A 19,273-nucleotide genomic window follows, 5' to 3' on the forward strand; every position below is an offset into this window, starting at 1 on the left:
ATAAACATGGCATTGATTGCGACTTCGGAGCAAAAAGTGGTTATCGGCATGGGCGCTACCGGTATTTCGGTAGTGCGCTTTTTGCTGCGTGCCGGAATCACTCCCGTGGTTGTAGACAGCCGTGAACAGCCGTCCGGACTGGATGCCTTCCGCGCTGAATTTCCCCAGGTGCCGGTGGAGACGGGGGTGCTCAATCCGGAGACTCTGCTTGCCGCCAGCGAGATTATTGTCAGCCCTGGTGTTGCCTTGGCGGAACCGGCTTTGCGGCGGGCTGCCGAGGCGGGCATCCCGTTGATCGGCGATATCGAACTTTTCGCCCGCCAGCTGGCCGAGCTCCCGCGGGCGCCGAAGTTGGTGGCCATTACCGGTTCCAATGGCAAGAGTACCGTTACTACCCTTGTGGGCCAGATGGCGGAAGAGGCCGGGGTGGATGTCCGGGTGGGTGGCAACATCGGTGTGCCAGTGTTGGATCTACTGGATCAGCCCATGCCGGAACTGTTTGTACTGGAACTTTCCAGTTTCCAACTGGAGACCACCTTTTCGTTGAGGCCGTCTGCGGCGACCATTTTGAACCTGAGCGCGGATCATATGGATCGCTATGCCACCCTGGCGGATTACCACAGGGCCAAGCAGCGTATTTATCGCAATGCACAGCAGCTAGTGGTTAATCGCGCGGATCCCCTAACCCGCGGCCCGCTGGCGCGCAACAGCCTCGAGTGGACTTTCGGCCTCGATCGGCCGGATTTGCGCCAGTTCGGAGTCATAGAGTTTTCCGGTGAAGAGTGGTTGGCGCGGGGAGCGGAAAAACTCATGCCTGTCAGCCAGCTGGCCATGGTCGGAAGACACAATATCGCCAATGCGCTGGCAGCGATGGCGCTCGGCAGTGCGGTGGAACTGCCACTGGAAGCGATGCTGACTGTGCTGCGGAATTTCAAGGGGCTGCCGCATCGCTGCGAGCGTGTGGCGGATCTGGACGGTGTCACCTTTGTGAACGACTCCAAAGGCACCAACGTCGGCGCCACGCGCGCAGCGCTGGATGGCCTGGCAACAGAGAAAAACAAAGTTGTGCTGATTGCGGGCGGAGATGGTAAAGGTGCGGACTTTTCCCCGCTGGCGGAAGCTGCCAGTGCATTGCGCGCGCTGGTCACGATCGGTGTAGACGGCGAGAAAATCGCGCAGGTTTTTGCCCATAAAACAGAGATTCACCGCGCTGCATCCATGGATGACGCGGTGATACAGGCGCGGGCGCTGGCGGAGCGCGGTGACTATGTCGTGCTTTCACCGGCCTGCGCCAGTTTCGATATGTACCGCAATTTCGAAGCGCGCGGAGAGGATTTCCGCCGCGCAGTGGCGTCACTCGGCTGTGCATCGGCAGGAGGTGCCAAATGAGTCAGGCGCAGACAATGAGCGCAAAAAACTTCGACTGGCTACTGCCGTTTTGCGTGCTCTCGCTGGCCAGTATCGGCGTGGTGATGGTCGCCTCGGCCTCTATTGCCTATGCGGCGGATATCCACGGCGACCCCTGGTTTTTTCTCAAGCGCCACCTGATTTATCTGGGGGTGGGTGCCTGCGTCGCGCTGGTAGTGAGTCAAGTGCCACTTTATGTCTGGTCGCGCCTGTCGTGGCCACTGTTGCTGTTTTCCTGTTTGCTGCTGATGGCGGTGTTGGTCCCGGGTATCGGCCGTGAGGTGAATGGTAGCCGGAGGTGGTTGGCGCTGGGGTCCATTACCGTGCAGCCGGCGGAAATCGCCAAGTTTTGCCTGCTGGTGTTTTTCGCCAGCTTTTTGACCCGCCGCAACCGGCAGTTGCGCCACTGGAGCAGCTTTATGGTGCCGGTAGTGATTTTGGGCATTGTCGCGCTGTTGTTGTTGCTGCAACCGGATTTCGGCTCTGTGGTGGTGATTTCCGGCACCGTTTTGGCCATGGTTTTCCTCGCCGGGGCGCGCCTGCCACACACATTTGTGCTGGTGGCTGCCGCAGCTTGCGGCCTGGTGCTGATGGCGCTGGTGAGTCCCTATCGGTTGCAGCGGTTGATGACGTTCCTGGACCCCTGGAGAGATCAGTTCGCCGGCGGTTATCAGCTGACGCAATCGCTGATTGCATTTGGCCGCGGGGAGTGGTTCGGCGTGGGGCTGGGAAATAGCGTGCAGAAGTTATTTTATCTGCCGGAGGCACATACGGATTTTATTTTCGCGATTCTCTCCGAGGAGTGGGGCATGGTCGGAGGGCTGGCAGTCATAGCGCTCTTCGCCGGACTCACGGTGTCGCTACTGCGCCTGGTGCGCGGTGCACTAGCGCAACAGAATTTTTTTGCCGCACTGCTTGCTTTTGGTATTGCAGTGCTGATGGCCGGGCAGGCCTTTGTCAATATGGGCGTGGCCTCCGGACTGTTGCCGACGAAGGGGCTGACTTTGCCATTTGTCAGCTCGGGGGGAAGTAGTTTGGTGATTTGCTGCGTGTTGTTTGCGCTGGCGCTGCGCCTGCAAGTGGAGCTTCGGTCGGAGAACGGCAGCAAAGAGACTGGAGTGGCACCGATCAGTCAGTTGCCGATATTCAACCCGCTGCAGATGGGGGACAGGACAGTGAAAGGGGAGGCCGCGTGATGGTAGAACATTCAGCTCCCTTTTCCGGTAAAAAGTTTTTGCTAATGGCCGGGGGTACTGGTGGACATGTGTTTCCGGCCCTGGCTGTGGCGAATGCTTTACGGGAGCAAGGCGCGGCCATTGAATGGCTGGGTACGGCGCGGGGGATAGAAGCACAGTTGATTCCGGATGTGGATATCCCGCTGCACTGTATTTCCGTCGAGGGCGTGCGCGGTAAGGGCAAACTGGCGCTGCTGAAGGCGCCGCTGCAAATACTGCGGGCGATTTTGCAGGCGCGCGCAGTGGTGAAGAAAGTGCAGCCGGATGCGGTGCTTGGCTTTGGCGGTTTTGCTACTGGCCCCGGTGGGGTAGCTGCGCGTCTTGCCGGCATTCCTTTAATCATTCACGAACAGAATGCCGTGGCAGGCACTACCAACCGCTTGTTGGCGCGCATCGCCAATCGCGTGCTGGAAGCTTTTCCCAGCGGACTGCCGGGTGCGCGGCAGGTGGGTAACCCGGTTCGCAGTGAGATCGCGCAGCTGCCGGAGCCGCAGGTGCGTATCGGAAAAGAAAGTCCGCTGCGTCTGCTGGTCCTTGGCGGCAGTCTCGGAGCAGTGGCAATCAATGAGCTGGTGCCTCAGGCGATTGCTCTGCTCGGAGAGGATTTGCGCCCGCGCGTCGTGCACCAAGCGGGCAAGCGTCACCTGGATATTGCCAGGGAAGCCTACCGGCAGGCGGGTGTAGAGGCGGAAGTGACACCGTTTATTGCCGATATGGCTGCCGCCTACGGCGCGGCGGATCTGATTATTTGCCGCGCCGGCGCATTGACCGTATCAGAAATTGCCGCGGCGGGGGTGGGCGCCATCATGGTGCCTTTCCCGTTTGCTATCGACGACCACCAGACAAAAAACGGCGAGTGGTTGGCGCAGGCTGGCGCAGCCATAGTGATTCAGCAGGAAGATCTGGACGCGGAAAAGCTGGCAATGCTGCTGAAGACTTTGTTTGCCGAGCCGGAAAAATTGTTGGCGATGGCCGAGGCCGCGCGCCGGGTAGCAAAAACCGATGCTACCGCGCGGGTACTGGATGCCTGTGCCGAAGAATTGGCACTGGCCGGGTAGCGGGTGAGGATTGAGAAGATGCCATCAGAACTGACCGCGGCACAGAACAGATTTAGCGTACCGGCAATGCGCCGCATCCGCCGCATTCATTTTATCGGCATTGGCGGAGCCGGTATGAGCGGTATTGCCGAAGTACTGCAGAATCAGGGTTACGAGGTTTCCGGTTCCGATCTGCGCGAGTCATCGGTCACCGAGCGGCTGCGCAATCTCGGTATCCGGGTGCAAATAGGGCACAGCGCCGACAATGTTCGCGGTGTCGACGTGGTAGTGAATTCGTCCGCCGTCAAAGGCGATAACCCGGAACTGCTGTCGGCCAGAGAAAACCGTATCCCGGTTGTGCGCCGCGCGGAAATGCTCGGCGAGCTGATGCGGTACCGCTATGGCATCGCTGTGGCGGGTACCCACGGCAAGACAACCACGACAAGTCTGATCGCTTCGATTTTTGCAGCGGATAAAAAGGACCCGACCTTCGTTATCGGTGGTTTGGTGAACGCCGCCGGTACCAACGCCGCGTTGGGGGAGAGCCGTTACCTGATCGCAGAGGCGGATGAAAGCGATGCGTCATTTATTCATCTGCAGCCTATGGTGACGGTGATCACCAATATCGACGCGGATCACATGGAAACCTATGGCGGCGACTTTGAAAAGGTCAAGCAGATCTTTATCGATTTCGTGCACAACCTGCCCTTTTATGGGCTAGCAGTGGTCTGCGGGGACGACGAGCATATCCGAGAGGTGATTCCGAAGTTCTCGCGCCCAGTACTCACCTACGGTTTCAACGAAGGGAACGACTTTCGCATCGTCGATGTGAAACAGGAACCCCTGCGCAGTCATTTCACTGTGCTGCGCCCAGATGGCGATACCCTGGATGTATGTGTGAATACCCCAGGTATTCACAACGTATTAAATGCGACCGCGGCGATCGCGGTGGCGACGGACGAAGGTATAGGCGATGAAGCCATTCTCGCCGGCTTGAAAGGTTTCCAAGGGGTTGGCCGCCGCTTCCAAATCTACGGTCAATACGCCGTCAGTGCAGATCGGAGTGCGGAAAAAGTCATGCTGGTGGACGACTACGGCCACCATCCTCGGGAGGTGGCCGCGACCATAAAAACGGTGCGCGATGGCTGGCCGGAGCGGCGTTTGGTGATGATCTACCAACCGCACCGCTACACCCGTACCCGCGACCTGTTCGAGGACTTTGTGGATGTTTTGTCGCGCGTCGACAAGCTGATTTTGCTGGATGTGTACAGCGCGGGAGAGCAACCTATTCCCGGCGCCGACGGTCGGACCCTGGCGCGCAGTCTGCGCAACCGTGGCCAAGTGGATCCGATTTTTGTCGAGACTGTTGAGCAGGTGCCGCCGTTACTCGCGGACCTGCTGGAGCCCGGTGACATTGTGCTGACCCAGGGAGCGGGGAATGTCGGCGCCCTGGCTCAGCAGCTGGCCAGTTGGCGCTTGGGTGAAGGAAATACGGAGTGATGGCTGTACCGCAGGGGTTGATTTGGCCGGGCCTCAAATTGGAGGTCGATTAGGGTGAGAAAACCGGAGCGCGCCTATCGCGGACGCAAAACGAAATTGCGCGGTGCGCGCCGTATTGCGAACCGTGTTGACGGCACGAGCCGCAACTGGCGTCCGCTGTTGGTGGCTGTTTTGGCAATTGTCACTCTGGCCGGCATCAGCTACGGCGGCCTCTGGCTTTGGCGGTCCCCGTTAGGGGAGCTGAGCCGAATTGACAGTCTGGAACAGGTGCGGGTCAAGGGCCCCTTCAATGCGGTGACCCAACGGCAGATAGAGGAAACATTGCTGCCTTTTTTGCAGAAAGGTTTTTTTTCCGCGGATATTCGCGGCATGCGCGAAGCGCTGTTGCGGAACCCTTGGATTACCAGCGCTTCGGTGAGTCGGCGCTGGCCCCACGGTGTGGAAGTGGAAGTGCGAGAGGCGCAGCCGCTGGCGGTTTGGGGAGAGGATAAACTGCTGGTGGCGAGCGGAGAGTTGCTGCCGAGACCAGCACAGATGCGTACTGGCCACCTGCCGGAACTGGCGGGTGACGAAGAGCTGGTGGAGCGCATAGTGACCCAATACCAAGCGTTGGCCAGGTTATTGACCACGCGGGATATGGAAGTGAAGCGACTCACTTTCGATGAGCTGTCCGGTTGGCAGCTGGAGTTGGTCTCCGGAGTGGAGTTACATCTGGGGCACGAGGAACTGCTGGAGCGGGTTGATCGCTTCTTGCAATTGAGCAGGGGCCTGTTGGCACCGCACTTGGCCAAGGTTAGAAGGGTGGATACCCGCTACAGCAATGCGGTGGCAGTGCAGTGGAAACAAAATTGAGAGAGAAAACCTGCAGTGTTCAAGCTGCGGAAAAAACGAAATTTAAAAGCGAACGCTGTGCCCTGAAACCTTATTGGAAATAGGAATCGGAGCGCGGCTCAGCGAGGTTGGTACAAAAATGACACATGCATCCGATCACCGCATGATTGTGGGACTGGATATCGGCACAAGTAAAGTGGTCGCTATCGTCGGCGAAGTTTCCGGTGATGGTGAGCTGAATATCGTCGGTATCGGTTCTCACAAATCCACTGGTATGAAAAAAGGTGTGGTGGTGAATATCGAGTCCACCGTGCAGTCCATACAGCGCGCGGTGGAAGAGGCGGAGCTAATGGCCGGGTGCGAAATTCACTCGGTTTACGCCGGCATAGCCGGCAGCCATATCCGCAGCCTGAATTCCCACGGCATTGTCGCTATTAAGGATCGCGAGGTGACCCAGCAGGATTTGGATCGGGTGATAGACGCCGCGCGCGCAGTGGCAATTCCCGCGGATCAGAAGATTTTGCACACCCTGCCGCAGGAATATCTGATCGACAACCAGGAGGGTGTCAAAGAACCGTTGGGTATGTCCGGCGTGCGTCTGGAAGCCAAGGTGCATTTGGTCAGTGGGGCGGTCAATGCGGCGCAGAATATTGAGAAGTGCATCCGGCGCTGCGGTCTGGAAGTGGAAGACATCATCCTCGAGCAGCTGGCATCCAGCTACGCGGTGCTTACCGAAGATGAGAAGGAACTCGGTGTCTGTATGGTCGACATTGGTGGCGGCACCACCGATATCGCGGTGTTCACCGGCGGTGCCATCCGCCACACCGGGGTTATTCCCATCGCCGGCGATCAGGTGACCAATGACATCGCCATGGCCCTGCGCACACCGACGCCACACGCGGAGGATCTGAAAATTAAATACGCCTGTGCGCTGGCCAAGCTGGCGCGCGAGGGGGAGACCATCAAGGTGCCCAGTGTTGGCGACCGCGCGCCGCGGGATCTGTCCCGGCAGGCGCTGGCCGAAGTAGTGGAACCGCGGTACGACGAACTGTTTACCTTGGTGCAGGCGGAATTGCGCCGCAGCGGCTTCGAAGATCTGTGCGCGGCGGGTGTGGTATTGACCGGCGGCTCCTCGAAGATGGAGGGTGCCGTGGAACTGGCCGAGGAGATTTTCCATATGCCGGTGCGCCTGGCCGTACCCCAAGGTGTATCTGGGCTGACAGATATCGTCAGCAACCCAATTTATTCCACTGGCGTGGGACTTTTGATGTATGCCATGCAGGGAGAGGAAAACAGTGAGGGGCGGCAGCGCCCAGTGAGGGAGGAGAATCAGTGGTGGGACAAAGTAAAGCATTGGTTTAGAGGAAACTTGTAGTGAAAGGGGCTGGGAAGGGGCGGTAACAATGCGCCCTGGAGAAATCGCCTCTCGGTTTGGGGCGGGCTGGCAAATACAGATTTGGCGGCATAACGCCGTGGAGTCCGGGCGCCCATGATCCCGGGCACAGAAACAGATTTGACATGAGCAGAGAAGGGGAACAGCAATGTTCGAATTAGTTGATAGCGTACAGGATAAGCCTGTCATCAAAGTGATTGGTGTCGGCGGCGGCGGCGGCAACGCGGTTAAGCATATGATCGCCAGCGAAGTAGAAGGTGTGGATTTCATCTGCGCCAACACGGATGCCCAGGCACTGAAAGACATCCAAGCGCGTACTATTTTGCAGCTAGGCAACAACATTACGCGCGGCCTCGGCGCTGGAGCCAATCCAGATGTGGGCCGTCAGTCCGCACTGGAGGATCGCGATCGTATCGCCGAGGTTCTCACCGGTGCAGACATGGTATTTATCACTGCCGGCATGGGTGGTGGTACAGGTACCGGTGGTGCGCCAATCGTGGCTGAAATTGCCAAGGATCTCGGTATTCTGACCGTTGCAGTGGTCACTCGCCCGTTCACCATCGAGGGTAAAAAGCGCTCTCTGGTGGCCGAAGAGGGTATCCGTGAGTTGCGCGACAAAGTGGATTCCCTGATCACTATTCCCAATGACCGCCTCCTCGAGGTGCTGGGAAACAAGATCACTATGAAAGCTGCTTATAAAGAGGCGGACAATGTGCTGCTGGGGGCGGTGCAGGGTATCGCCGACCTGATGATCCGTCCGGGAATTATGAACGTGGACTTTGCCGATGTGCGCACGGTGATGTCGGAAATGGGAATGGCCATGATGGGCTCCGGCTCTGCTGTGGGTGAAAACCGCGCGCGCGAGGCGGCTGAAAAGGCGGTGCGCAGCCCGCTGCTGGACAATGTCAATTTGCAGGGAGCTCGCGGCATACTGGTGAACATCATCACCGGCAGCGAAGAGGGCGGCTGTCAGGAGCTGACGCTGGGCGAGTACTCGGAAGTGGGTGAAATCGTGCAGGAGATCGCCTCCGACGACGCCACCGTGGTGATCGGTACCGCAGTGGATGACAAGCTGGGCGACGAGATGCGGGTCACCGTGGTTGCCGCGGGCCTGGGTGAGGGTGTCCAGCAAGCCGCGCGTCCCACTAAGGTTGTGGACAATACCCGTCGCGCGCAGCTGCACGAGGGGCGTGAAGCGCGCGAAGGCGGACAGGGTGGCCTGGCCGGCCGGGACGCCGCCGACAACCGGGTGCGCGTTGAAAGCGAGCGACCCAAGCGCCCGGCTCCGACACTGAACCCGGCCGACGCCGATATGGAATACCTGGACATCCCCGCGTTTTTGCGCCGCCAAGCGGATTAGCGCGGGAATCAGTACAACACCGAAGGGCCGCAAAGGCTTCGGCGGCCGTATATGAAGTCTTTCCGGGCGCTCTCCGGCGATATGTCGCAGCCGTCGCTCCGAGGCAAAACCCCGCTCATGTCACGCCCGGTCTCTCTATGGAGAGTCCGGGCCTGCCTCGGCGGCGCGGATTTGCCGGCATGTTGACCGCCGGAAGATTCCGACGCTTCTCCTGATGCTTTTTCTGCCGTGCAACAGGGGCCTTTTCGCCGCGCCAGCATTTGTGTTCGCGCTATTCCGTGACCAGTGAGTCACCGCCGGTTAACAATATTTAACAGCGGCATTGCCGAACACCGCCCTAAAATGGGGTCAAAGTCTTCGGTATGGCGCTGCAATCGTCACCGCTGCGCTATTCTGAAAGAACGAGGCGATAGACAGAAATGACCGTCAGGCAGTATGTGGTTTTGGCGTAATATTTCTGCTATTATCGCCGGCTCGCCGCGGCTTCTGTTGCCGTCCACCGACTTGGAAACGACACATTCATGATCAAACAGCGCACTCTCAAGAATGCTATCCGCGCCACCGGCGTAGGTCTGCACACGGGCAAGAAGGTCGTTCTGACCCTGAAACCGGCGCCCGTGAATACCGGCATCGTATTCCGCCGTACAGATCTGGACCCGATGGTTGAGATTGAAGCCCGGGCAGAAAACGTTGGCGATACGCTTTTGTCCACGACCCTGGTAAAAGACGATGTGCGCATCGCCACGGTCGAGCATTTGCTGTCCGCCATGGCGGGCCTGGGCATCGACAATGCCATTGTGGAACTCTCCGCCCAGGAAGTGCCGATCATGGACGGCAGCGCGGGTCCCTTTGTGTTCCTGATACAGTCCGCCGGCATCCAAGAGCAGTCTGCGCCGAAGAAATTCCTGCGCATCAAGAAACCGGTGACCGTGGAAGAGGGTGATAAGGTGGCCAGCTTCCTGCCGTTCGACGGTTTTAAGGTGACCTTCACCATCGATTTTGATCACCCAGTGTTCCAGGGGCGCAATTTGACATCCTCGGTGGACTTCTCCAGCACTTCTTTTGTCAAAGAGGTGAGCCGGGCGCGCACCTTCGGCTTTATGCACGAAATAGAGTACCTCCGCTCTAAAGGGCTGGTTCAGGGAGGCAGTGTCGATAACGCCATTGTGATCGACCAGTACCGTATTTTGAACGAAGGCGGATTACGCTACGAAGACGAATTTGTTAAGCATAAGATTCTGGACGCCATTGGCGATCTCTATCTGCTGGGCACCAGTCTGATCGGCGAATTCAAGGCGCACAAATCCGGTCACGCACTGAATAATAAATCCCTGCGCACCCTGATGGCCCAGGAGGACGCTTGGGAGATGGTGACCTTCGAGGATGAGAAGGAAGCGCCGATTTCCTATGTGAAGCCAATACTGGCGGTTTGATCAAGAACAGTGGAGCCGGCATAAAAATTGCCGGCTTTTTCTTGCGCGGGAGACCGCTCTGCGGATGAATTTACCGTGTTGTGCGTTCTCCTGGCGCGCATAGCGGCCTGTAGTGGCGCTGATTCAGTGCGTTCACAAATAAAAATGCGTGGGGAGCTGTTATCTCACAAGATTTTTGTTGTTTGGCCGATGTTGTGTATAGGATGGGGCCTCCGGCCTAGTAGCCATTGGATGGGCGTGCGAGCGAGGCCAGGAGAGAGCCCCTGGCTTCGCAGCGGATTGCGAAATAACCAAAATTGTCGATAGTCTCACGCCTGTTATGAAAGTAATTCTGGTCAATGAGCGCGGTGCCACGCGCAGCTTTAGCTTTGGCGGCCTGAGTAAGGCGCTGCTGGGGCTGTGCCTGTTGGGCTTGCCTGTGGGCGCTTTTTTGATCGGCGCCAACCTGCCTGTAGCGGAAACGGATGTTTTCGATTCCCGTACCGCCAAGGCCTGGAGCAAGGCGCTGCGCAAGCAGCAGCAACAGATAGAGGCGGCGGACCGCGAGGCGCGCGAGCAGTTGACGGCACTGACCGTCAAGTTGGCGGAGATGCAGGCACGTCTGACACGCCTAGACGCTCTTGGCGAGCGCCTTACCGTCGCTGCTAAATTGGATGAGGGCGAATTCCAGTTTGGTACCGCTCCGGCTGTTGGCGGGCCCGAGGATCCGGGTATCGCCGGTGCCGCTGAGCTGCCTTATCAGCCACCGGAGTTTCTCGAGGTGATTGATGAGTTGGCGGACCAAATCGAAGACCGCCAGATGCAGCTCAACACCCTCGAAACCCTACTCGCCAGACGCCAGTTGCAGGACGAGCAGTTTATTGCTGGCCGCCCCATCAGTCGCGGCTGGATGTCTTCTCGATACGGATACCGCACTGACCCCTTCACTGGGCGGCGCGCTTGGCATAAAGGAGTGGATTTCGCCGGCAAGATGGGCTCAGAAGTGGTTTCCGTCGCCGCCGGTGTTGTGACCTGGGCCGAGGAACGCTACGGCTATGGCCAGTTAGTGGAGATCAACCACGGCAATGGCTATAAAACCCGCTACGGCCACAATAGTGAAATCAAGGTAAAGTTGGGCGATGTGGTCAAGAAGGGCCAGGTGATTGCCTTGATGGGGTCCAGCGGTCGCTCCACCGGCCCCCATGTGCATTTTGAAGTGTACAAAAACAATCGCCCTGTGGACCCCGCCACCTACATCCGCCGCACTGGCAGATAACATCTATCCTTTCCTGTATCGCGCCACCACCGGCAGTTGTCTGAGGAGACAGTTGCTAGTCGTGGCGCCTTCCTGTTTACTTGCATCCCTCACCAGCGCAGCGCGCCAGGATTGGGTGCTGATGGTTTCCCGGCGCTCCGGCCGGCAGAGCGAAAAAAGAAAAGTGGTTTCTTGATAATGATTGGCAAACTGATTACATCGATCTTCGGTTCGAAAAATGACCGCGAGCTGAAGCGTATGCGCCGTGTGGTGGCGCAGATCAATGAGCGGGAGGATGAATACCGCAAGCTTGATGACGCCGGGCTCAGGGCTAAAACCGATGAGTTTAAGAAGCGTCTCGCCGATGGTGAGAGTCTCGACCAGCTGTTGCCGGAGGCATTCGCCGCCGTGCGCGAGGCCAGCCGCCGTACCCTGGGCCTGCGCCATTTTGATGTCCAGCTGATCGGCGGTATGACCCTGCACGAAGGCAGGATCGCCGAGATGCGTACCGGTGAAGGTAAGACCCTGGTGGCGACCCTGCCCGCGTATCTGAACGCGCTGGAAGGCAAAGGGGTACATATCGTTACGGTGAATGACTATCTGGCCGCACGGGACGCCAATTGGATGCGTCCGGTGTATGAATTCCTCGGTCTAAGCGTGGGCATTATCGTGTCCCAGCAGCACCCGGAGGAAAAAAAGGCCGCCTACGGCGCGGACATTACTTACGGTACCAACAACGAATTCGGTTTCGATTATCTGCGCGACAACATGGTGCTGCGCAAGGAAGACCGGGTACAGCGCCCGCAGAACTTCGCAATTGTCGACGAAGTGGATTCCATCCTGATCGATGAAGCCCGGACCCCATTGATTATCTCCGGCGCCGCGGAGGATTCTTCGCACCTCTACCTAGCCATTAACCAATTGGTTCCCAAATTGCAACGGGCAGAAGAAGGGGGGGCGGGACACTATACGGTCGATGAGAAGACCCGGCAGGTGGAGTTGACCGAGGAGGGGCACCAGCTGATCGAAGAGCTGCTCGCGCGCAGTGGCTTGATGAAGGAAGATGAATCCCTCTACGCCCCCGGTAACCTGGGGCTGCTGCATCATGTACACGCCGCTTTGCGCGCCCATGTGCTTTTCCACCGGGATGTGGATTACATAGTGCAGAATGGCCAAGTGGTCCTGATCGACGAGCATACCGGTCGCACCATGCCCGGTCGCCGTCTTTCAGAGGGACTGCACCAAGCACTGGAAGCGAAAGAGAAAGTGCAGATTCAGAGCGAGAGTCAAACCCTGGCCTCCACAACCTTCCAGAACTTGTTCCGCTTCTATCCCAAGCTTGCCGGTATGACGGGCACTGCGGATACCGAGGCCTTCGAGTTCCGCCAGATCTACGGTCTGGACGTGGTGGTGATCCCCACCAACAAGCCGGTACAGCGGGAGGATTTGAACGACTTGGTCTATCTGACCAAAGAAGAAAAGATGGAAGCCATTATCGAGGACATCAAGTACTGCCGAGAAAAGCAGGCACCGGTCCTGGTAGGTACCGCTTCCATCGAGACATCGGAAGAGATGTCCCGCATGCTTAAGAAGGCCGGAATTGCTCACCAGGTACTGAACGCCAAGTACCACGAGCGGGAGGCGCAGATCATCGCTCAGGCTGGCCGCCCCGGTACCGTCACCATTGCGACTAATATGGCCGGTCGCGGCACTGATATTGTGCTCGGCGGTAACTGGGAAGCGGAGGTGGAGGAACTGCGCCAGAAGGAAGGCCGCGAGCCCACCGAAGAGGAAATCACCGCGATCAAATCCGAGTGGCAGAAGCGGCACGACACGGTCATAGAGGCGGGCGGTCTGCACATTATCGGCACCGAGCGTCACGAATCCCGACGCATCGACAACCAGCTGCGCGGCCGCGCCGGCCGCCAGGGTGACCCCGGCGTAACCCGCTTCTACTTGTCCCTGGAAGATAATCTGATGCGTATCTTCGCCTCGGACCGCGTGAAGAATTTCATGCAAATGCTGGGGATGGAGCGCGGAGAGGCTATTGAGCACCGCATGGTGTCCAATGCGATTGAAAAAGCCCAGCGCCGTGTGGAGGGACGCAACTTCGATATTCGCAAGCAATTGCTGGAATACGATGATGTCGCCAACGATCAGCGCCAGGTGATCTACAGTCAGCGCAACGAGCTGCTGGAGGCGGAGACGATCAGTGACACCATTACCGCCATTCGCGAAGATGTGGTCAACGATATCATCTCCGGTTTTGTGCCGCCGCAGAGCGTGGAGGAGCAGTGGGACATCCCTGGCCTGGAGAAACAGCTGGCCGGCGAGCTGGGCTTACAGTTGCCGATTCAGCAGTGGCTGGACGAGGATCGCACTCTGCATGAAGAAAGCTTGCGGGAGAAAATAGTCGCCGCGGCTCAGGAGGCCTATCAGGCCAAGGTGACGCGTATTAGTGAGTCTTCGGGCGAGCCCAATCTGATGCCGACCGTGGAGCGCCAAATCATGCTGCAGGTACTGGACCAGCTGTGGAAGGAGCACCTTGCCAGCATGGACCACCTGCGCGCCGGAATCGGTTTGCGCGCCTACGCCAACAAGAACCCCAAACAGGAGTTCAAGCGCGAGTCTTTCCACTTGTTCCAAAGCATGCTGGATAACCTCAAGCATGAGGTGGTGCGTATCCTCGCCCATGTGGAGCCGATGACCCGCGAGCAGATGGAAGAAATGGAGCGCCGCCGTCTCGAGCAGCAACGCAAGCAGCAGTTAGAACTGCAACACGCCCAGGCTTCTGCGATTCCACAGGCGAAAGAGCCTCAGGCGCAAATGCCGGAGCGGCGCGGTCCCAAAGTTGGTCGCAACGACCCCTGTCCCTGCGGTTCTGGCAAGAAATATAAGCAGTGTCACGGCAAGCTGGCTTCCTCTACCTCGACTTCAAATTGATCGCCAAGCGGCGCCTCGGCGCCGCTTTCATGGTATGGGCAGAGCGCAGCATGCCCGTTGAAAGATACTGATGGGCGCGCTGCGTTTGCCCATTTCGTGAATCGCATCAATGCTCCAAGACCATTTGCCTCAAGTTCCCGGCATTCGCCTGGCCAGTGTGGCTGCCGGTATAAAAAATTGGCAGCGGGATGACCTGTTGCTGATTGAGATCAATGAAGGTGCTTCCGTCTCCGCCACTTTTACCCAAAACGCCTTTTGCGCGGCTCCGGTCGTTGTGGCCAAGGAACATATTGGCAGCGGCGATATCAGGGCGCTGTTGGTCAACGCTGGCAATGCCAATGCCGCAACAGGTGCGCGCGGCATCAGTGACGCCCGCGCCTGTTGCGCGGCGGTGGCCACAGCGCTCAACATCAGAGCGGAGCAGGTGTTGCCATTTAGTACTGGTGTCATTGGCGAGCATCTGCCTTTGCAGAAAATTTTGGAGGCGGTTCCCGTTGCGGCAGATCAACTTGAGGGTGCGGGCTGGGACAAAGCCGCGCGCGCCATTATGACCACGGATACCCGGCCCAAAATCGCCTTCCGCACTGTCGATATTGCCGGTGAACAGATCCGGATTCAGGGCATCGCCAAGGGTGCAGGCATGATCAAGCCCAATATGGCCACCATGCTCGCCTATGTGGCAACGGACGCGCGTATCCCACAGCCCCTGCTGGACCAGCTGATCGGTGAAGCGGTGGGCGAATCCTTCAACCGCATTAGCATCGACGGTGACACTTCCACCAACGACGCTTGTGTACTGATTGCCAGTGGTACCACGGGACCTCTGTTGAGCGATGCCAACAGTGCGGATTACCAGCGTCTGAAGGCGGCAGTCGTGGAAGTGCATATTGAACTGGCCCAGGCCATCGTCCGCGATGGAGAAGGCGCGAGTAAATTTGTCACAGTGCAGGTACGCGGGGCGAATAGCAGTGAGGAAGCACTGAAAGTCGCCTTTGCTATTGGTGAATCGCCACTGGTCAAAACTGCACTATACGCTTCGGACCCCAATTGGGGCCGGCTGGTTATGGCGGTCGGCAAGGCCGACGTTGAGGGCTTGGATACTTCCAGGGTCAATATTTACCTGGATCAGATTCAGGTGGTGGCGTCCGGCGGCCTTGCCGCTGGCTACAGGGAAGAAGACGGTCAGCAGGTTTTCTCGAAACCGGAGTTCACCATTACTGTTGATTTGGGGCGTGGGGATTTCAGCGAGCATATCTGGACCTGCGACTTTTCCCACGAGTATGTCACCATCAATGCGGAGTACCGTACTTGATGGGTAAGGTGGTACATGTCGCAGTGGGAGTGGTGCGGCGGAAGGACGGCAAAATCCTGATCGCTCGCCGCCCGGAACACTTGCATATGGGGGGGCGCTGGGAGTTCCCCGGAGGTAAAGTGGAAGCGGGGGAGACAGTCCAGCAAGCTCTGACCCGGGAGCTGCGGGAAGAAGTGGCGATTGAAGTGACAGGGTTAAGGCCGCTGACGAAAATCCGCCACACTTATGCGGAAAAAACCGTATTGCTGGATACCTGGTGGGTGACGGAATTCGAAGGCGAGGCAAAAGGTCTGGAGGGCCAGCAGACCACTTGGGTCGAAGTGGTGGACCTCAATAGTTATCAGTTTCCCGACGCGAACCAGGAGATTATTCAAGCCATCCGGGAGGCCGAAAACTGCTGCTGAGCGCCTCCTGCGATTGTGCCGCAGTGCCAAGGAAATGCACTCCTTGGGGGAAGAGACACTTTGAGGCCGGATAAGCGCCCCGTACAGATTCCTTAATGGCGGGTGCCTGGTTGTTCCAGCTCTCCGCTCAATACATCGTCAAAGGCCGGTTCCCCCGGAATCCGATGCCCCTCCGAGGCCCACTCTCCAAGATCGATCAGTTTGCAGCGTTCGCAGCAGAAAGGGCGGAATGGAAATCGGTCGCTCCACTCAATTGGTTTCTTGCAGGTGGGGCAGCTGAGGCTGGTGGTCTCTTTTGTCATAATTTGCTTCAACGCTGTGCTTGGGCCATTTGTAGATACTTCCGGTGCAGTGATTCAACCTGTGTCTTCAGCTTCTCCGGAGGGCCGCTATTGTCCAGTACATCGTCCGCTTTCGCCAGCCGCTCGTTGCGGGACAGCTGGGCCGCCATAATCTTGCGGATTTGCGCCGGGTCATTGCGGTCGCGTTCACTGGCCCGTTGGACCTGCAATTCTTCGGGTAGGTCGACTACACAGATTCTGTTCACCAGTTTATATTGCCCGGACTCGATCAATAGCGGGGATTCCAGAATCCCATAGGGGCCAGTGCCGTTTTGCAGCGCCCGCAATATTTCCTCGCGGATCAGGGGATGCAATAAATTCTCCAGCCACCGCCGTTCGTCGCTGTCTTCAAAAATCCGCTGGCGAAGCTTGGCTCTGTCAAGTTCACCACTGTCCAGCAAGATACCGGCGCCAAAGTGCCCGGCGATTTTTTCCAGTGCTGGCTGACCAGGTTGTACCACTACCCGCGCCGCCCAATCCGCGTCGACTACGTTGACGCCCAGCGCTCGAAAACAGCCCGCCGCTGCTGACTTTCCGCTGCCGATGCCGCCCGTCAATCCCACAGTGAACACTGCTTCCATTCCCTCTTGCTGATGGTTTGTGCCCCAAGCCAAGTATTAGTATCTGCATTTTGTTCGCTTTCATCCGCAGACCACAAGTAAAAAGGGCGAACCACTGGTTCGCCCTTTTTGCGGGAGTCCTATCCGCGGCTATGACCCGAGTCCTGAGAAATTCAGATACCAGTTTACAATCCGCTCCCCCCACAGCATCGCTATCCAGCCGGCACCGGCCAGATAGGGGCCAAAGGCGATGGGCAGGTTTTTGTCCCGCCCCGCGATCAGACTCCAGCTCAATCCGGCCAGGGCGCCAACACCGGCGGACAGCAGGATGACCATCGGCAACATCTGCCACCCGAACCAGGCGCCGATGGCTGCCAGGATTTTGAAATCCCCGGCCCCCATTCCCTCCTTGCCGGTTACCAGCTTAAACAGGTGGAACACAGCCCAAAGAGAGAGATAGCCAGCCATGGCCCCTATCACCGCATCACTAAGGGGAGTGAACAGTCCCCAGAGATTAACCAGTAATCCCGTCCACAGCAGCGGCAGGGTGATACTGTCCGGCAGCAGTTGCTTGTCGAAGTCTATTCCCGTTAGAGCCACCAGTGCCCAGGTAAAACCACAGCCCGCCAGCGCCTGCCAGGTAAAGCCCAATTGCCACACGACCAGCGCGGTCAACAGCCCTGTAACCAGCTCCACCAGCGGATAGCGCTTGGAGATGGGGGTACCGCAATGGCTGCACCTGCCTTTCAGGAGTAGAAAGCTAAGCAGCGGTACATTGTGCCAAGGTTTGACCTCGGCGCCGCAACTGGGGCAGTGGGAGTAGGGCAGTATAAGGTTAAAGGGTTCGTCCAGTATTTTTTGCTCTGCCGGATCGGGATTGGTGCCGAAATAGCTGTGGAAATCCCGCTTGTATTCCCGCTCCATCATGATGGGCAGGCGGTAAATAACCACGTTTAGAAAGCTGCCCACTAATAGGCCCAAAACAAAAGCGCTGCCGAGGAGCAGCGCTTGGTGAGAAACCAGTGTTTCTAGCATTGCTTTTATACAACCTGACCCAGTTGGAAGATCGGCAGATACATAGCCACCATCAGACCGCCGACCAGAATACCCAGCACCGCCATAATCATCGGTTCCAGCAGGGTTGTCAGATTATCCACCATATTGTCCACGGCCTCCTCGTAAAAGTCCGCGGCCTTGCCCAGCATTTCGTCCAGGGCGCCGGACTCTTCACCAATCGCGGCCATCTGTACCAGCATGGTGGGGTAGAGGTTGGAAGCGCGCATGGCGCCGTTGAGCGGAATACCGGTGGCCACAGAATCGCGGATTTTAAGGGTGGCGTCCTCATAAATCACATTGCCGGTGGCGCCGGCAACGGACTTTAGGGCATCGATCAAGGGAACACCCGCGGCGAAAGTGGTGGACAGCGTACGGGCGAAACGGGCGGCGATGGAGTTATAGGTAATCTGGCCGAGAATTGGCATTTTGAGGATTAACCGGTCAAAGAAATCGGCCACTTTTTTGTTGCGCTTTTTGGCTTCAAGGGTACCCCCGATCCCGATTACTGCACAAATCAGGGCAATAAACCAGTTGGCCTGCATCCACTCAGACATACCCACTACCATTTGGGTAAATGCCGGCAGGTCGGCGCCAAAGCTGGAGAAGGTTTCGGCGAACTGGGGTACTACCTTGATCAGCAGAATAGAGGTAACCACAATGGCGACAACGATTACCGCAATCGGGTAGGTCATCGCCTTTTTGATTTTTTTCTTCAGGGATTCGGTTTTTTCTTTATAGGTGGCGATGCGGTCCAGCATGGTTTCCAGGGCGCCGGACTGCTCACCGGAGGCCACCAGGTTGCAGAAGAGATCGTCGAAATAGAGCGGGTGCTTGCGCAGGGCATCGGCAAAGGCGGTACCGGAGGCCACGTCGTCGCGGATTTTAAAAATCAGTTCCTTAACGCCCTGATTGTCCAGGCCGTCGGCGACGATTTCGAAGCTCTGTACCAGTGGCACCCCGGCCTTCATCATGGTGGCCATCTGCCGTGTGAACAGCGCGATATCTTCAGGTTTGACTTTTTTCTTGCCGCCAAATAAGGGCTTGGGCTTTTTCTGCACCCGGTTGGCTATAATGCCCTGTTTGCGCAGCTGCGCCTTGATCAGCGCAGGGCTGGTGCCGTTGATCTCTCCCTCGACCTTGTTGCCTTTACTGTCCACACCCTTGTAGACGTAGGTGACCGCTGCGGCGTTGGCCATGGTTTATCCTGTCTTTTATTGTTTCGCTATA

At 57.9% G+C, this 19,273-nt stretch carries 16 protein-coding genes; 12 read left to right on the top strand and 4 right to left on the bottom strand.

The annotated features are described in order from the left end of the window. The first annotated feature begins 6 nt into the window (after positions 1 to 6). The 12 genes from murD (at position 7) to mutT (ending at position 16,089) form a co-directional block, all read left to right on the top strand. The gene (gene murD, locus BM155_RS01200) at positions 7 to 1,389 is read left to right on the top strand and encodes a UDP-N-acetylmuramoyl-L-alanine--D-glutamate ligase (protein WP_067152267.1); all 1,383 of its coding nucleotides are present in this window, start codon (positions 7 to 9) and stop codon (positions 1,387 to 1,389) included. Next, positions 1,386 to 2,603 carry a putative lipid II flippase FtsW gene (gene ftsW / locus BM155_RS01205; RefSeq protein WP_074900622.1) on the top strand — a complete coding sequence of 406 codons (1,218 nt, stop codon included), beginning with the start codon at positions 1,386 to 1,388 and terminating at the stop codon, positions 2,601 to 2,603. Before murD ends, ftsW begins: the two co-directional genes overlap by 4 nt. Further along, on the top strand, positions 2,603 to 3,700 hold the full coding sequence (gene murG / locus BM155_RS01210) for an undecaprenyldiphospho-muramoylpentapeptide beta-N-acetylglucosaminyltransferase (protein ID WP_067152271.1): 1,098 nt from the start codon (positions 2,603 to 2,605) through the stop codon (positions 3,698 to 3,700). Before ftsW ends, murG begins: the two co-directional genes overlap by 1 nt. Positions 3,701 to 3,718: 18 nt before the next feature. After that, the gene (gene murC / locus BM155_RS01215) at positions 3,719 to 5,179 is read left to right on the top strand and encodes a UDP-N-acetylmuramate--L-alanine ligase (protein WP_067152273.1); all 1,461 of its coding nucleotides are present in this window, start codon (positions 3,719 to 3,721) and stop codon (positions 5,177 to 5,179) included. 54 nt (positions 5,180 to 5,233) lie between these two features. After that, complete coding sequence (locus tag BM155_RS01220; RefSeq protein ID WP_231902472.1) at positions 5,234 to 6,031, top strand: cell division protein FtsQ/DivIB; 798 nt, start codon at positions 5,234 to 5,236, stop codon at positions 6,029 to 6,031. A gap of 118 nt (positions 6,032 to 6,149) precedes the next feature. Continuing rightward, positions 6,150 to 7,385: a cell division protein FtsA gene (gene ftsA, locus BM155_RS01225; RefSeq protein WP_067152275.1), complete on the top strand. Its 1,236-nt coding sequence runs from the start codon at positions 6,150 to 6,152 to the stop codon at positions 7,383 to 7,385. A gap of 166 nt (positions 7,386 to 7,551) precedes the next feature. Next, entirely contained in the window at positions 7,552 to 8,763 is a 1,212-nt protein-coding gene (gene ftsZ, locus BM155_RS01230; RefSeq protein ID WP_067152277.1) for a cell division protein FtsZ, read from the top strand. 521 nt (positions 8,764 to 9,284) lie between these two features. After that, positions 9,285 to 10,196 (top strand): UDP-3-O-acyl-N-acetylglucosamine deacetylase, encoded by a 912-nt coding sequence (gene lpxC, locus BM155_RS01235; RefSeq protein ID WP_067152279.1) that lies wholly within the window; start codon positions 9,285 to 9,287, stop codon positions 10,194 to 10,196. A gap of 319 nt (positions 10,197 to 10,515) precedes the next feature. Next, positions 10,516 to 11,451, top strand: coding sequence for a M23 family metallopeptidase (locus BM155_RS01240; RefSeq protein ID WP_067152281.1), 936 nt, complete (start codon positions 10,516 to 10,518; stop codon positions 11,449 to 11,451). Positions 11,452 to 11,628: 177 nt separating this feature from the next. Further along, complete coding sequence (gene secA, locus BM155_RS01245) at positions 11,629 to 14,373, top strand: preprotein translocase subunit SecA (protein ID WP_074900918.1); 2,745 nt, start codon at positions 11,629 to 11,631, stop codon at positions 14,371 to 14,373. Positions 14,374 to 14,482: 109 nt separating this feature from the next. Continuing rightward, positions 14,483 to 15,685, top strand: a complete 1,203-nt coding sequence (argJ, locus tag BM155_RS01250; RefSeq protein ID WP_074900624.1) for a bifunctional glutamate N-acetyltransferase/amino-acid acetyltransferase ArgJ — start codon at positions 14,483 to 14,485, stop codon at positions 15,683 to 15,685. Further along, positions 15,685 to 16,089 (top strand): 8-oxo-dGTP diphosphatase MutT, encoded by a 405-nt coding sequence (gene mutT, locus BM155_RS01255; RefSeq protein WP_074900627.1) that lies wholly within the window; start codon positions 15,685 to 15,687, stop codon positions 16,087 to 16,089. Before argJ ends, mutT begins: the two co-directional genes overlap by 1 nt. Before the next feature lie 92 nt (positions 16,090 to 16,181). Here the strand turns inward: mutT and yacG are convergent, their stop codons facing one another. The 4 genes from yacG to BM155_RS01275 all read right to left on the bottom strand — a co-directional run bounded on the left by yacG (position 16,182) and on the right by BM155_RS01275 (position 19,242). Beyond that, the gene (gene yacG / locus BM155_RS01260; protein WP_067157507.1) at positions 16,182 to 16,391 is read right to left on the bottom strand and encodes a DNA gyrase inhibitor YacG; all 210 of its coding nucleotides are present in this window, start codon (positions 16,389 to 16,391) and stop codon (positions 16,182 to 16,184) included. Between the two features lie 8 nt (positions 16,392 to 16,399). Further along, positions 16,400 to 17,011 carry a dephospho-CoA kinase gene (gene coaE / locus BM155_RS01265; RefSeq protein WP_067152287.1) on the bottom strand — a complete coding sequence of 204 codons (612 nt, stop codon included), beginning with the start codon at positions 17,009 to 17,011 and terminating at the stop codon, positions 16,400 to 16,402. 129 nt (positions 17,012 to 17,140) lie between these two features. Further along, complete coding sequence (locus tag BM155_RS01270) at positions 17,141 to 18,025, bottom strand: prepilin peptidase (RefSeq protein WP_074900630.1); 885 nt, start codon at positions 18,023 to 18,025, stop codon at positions 17,141 to 17,143. Between the two features lie 5 nt (positions 18,026 to 18,030). Continuing rightward, positions 18,031 to 19,242, bottom strand: coding sequence for a type II secretion system F family protein (locus BM155_RS01275; RefSeq protein ID WP_067152291.1), 1,212 nt, complete (start codon positions 19,240 to 19,242; stop codon positions 18,031 to 18,033). Positions 19,243 to 19,273 lie beyond the last annotated feature (31 nt).

Source organism: Microbulbifer thermotolerans, assembly GCF_900112305.1.
Taxonomy (GTDB): Bacteria; Pseudomonadota; Gammaproteobacteria; order Pseudomonadales; family Cellvibrionaceae; genus Microbulbifer; species Microbulbifer thermotolerans.

Excerpts from the sequence above, each read along its gene's own strand:
- yacG (WP_067157507.1), bottom strand. The coding sequence starts at position 16,391 with ATGACAAAAGAGACCACCAGCCTCAGCTGCCCCACCTGCAAGAAACCA.
- murG (WP_067152271.1), top strand. The coding sequence starts at position 2,603 with ATGGTAGAACATTCAGCTCCCTTTTCCGGTAAAAAGTTTTTGCTAATG.
- mutT (WP_074900627.1), top strand. The coding sequence starts at position 15,685 with ATGGGTAAGGTGGTACATGTCGCAGTGGGAGTGGTGCGGCGGAAGGAC.
- lpxC (WP_067152279.1), top strand. The coding sequence starts at position 9,285 with ATGATCAAACAGCGCACTCTCAAGAATGCTATCCGCGCCACCGGCGTA.
- BM155_RS01275 (WP_067152291.1), bottom strand. The coding sequence starts at position 19,242 with ATGGCCAACGCCGCAGCGGTCACCTACGTCTACAAGGGTGTGGACAGT.
- coaE (WP_067152287.1), bottom strand. The coding sequence starts at position 17,011 with ATGGAAGCAGTGTTCACTGTGGGATTGACGGGCGGCATCGGCAGCGGA.
- argJ (WP_074900624.1), top strand. The coding sequence starts at position 14,483 with ATGCTCCAAGACCATTTGCCTCAAGTTCCCGGCATTCGCCTGGCCAGT.
- murD (WP_067152267.1), top strand. The coding sequence starts at position 7 with ATGGCATTGATTGCGACTTCGGAGCAAAAAGTGGTTATCGGCATGGGC.
- BM155_RS01270 (WP_074900630.1), bottom strand. The coding sequence starts at position 18,025 with ATGCTAGAAACACTGGTTTCTCACCAAGCGCTGCTCCTCGGCAGCGCT.
- ftsA (WP_067152275.1), top strand. The coding sequence starts at position 6,150 with ATGACACATGCATCCGATCACCGCATGATTGTGGGACTGGATATCGGC.
- ftsZ (WP_067152277.1), top strand. The coding sequence starts at position 7,552 with ATGTTCGAATTAGTTGATAGCGTACAGGATAAGCCTGTCATCAAAGTG.
- ftsW (WP_074900622.1), top strand. The coding sequence starts at position 1,386 with ATGAGTCAGGCGCAGACAATGAGCGCAAAAAACTTCGACTGGCTACTG.
- murC (WP_067152273.1), top strand. The coding sequence starts at position 3,719 with ATGCCATCAGAACTGACCGCGGCACAGAACAGATTTAGCGTACCGGCA.
- secA (WP_074900918.1), top strand. The coding sequence starts at position 11,629 with ATGATTGGCAAACTGATTACATCGATCTTCGGTTCGAAAAATGACCGC.
- BM155_RS01240 (WP_067152281.1), top strand. The coding sequence starts at position 10,516 with ATGAAAGTAATTCTGGTCAATGAGCGCGGTGCCACGCGCAGCTTTAGC.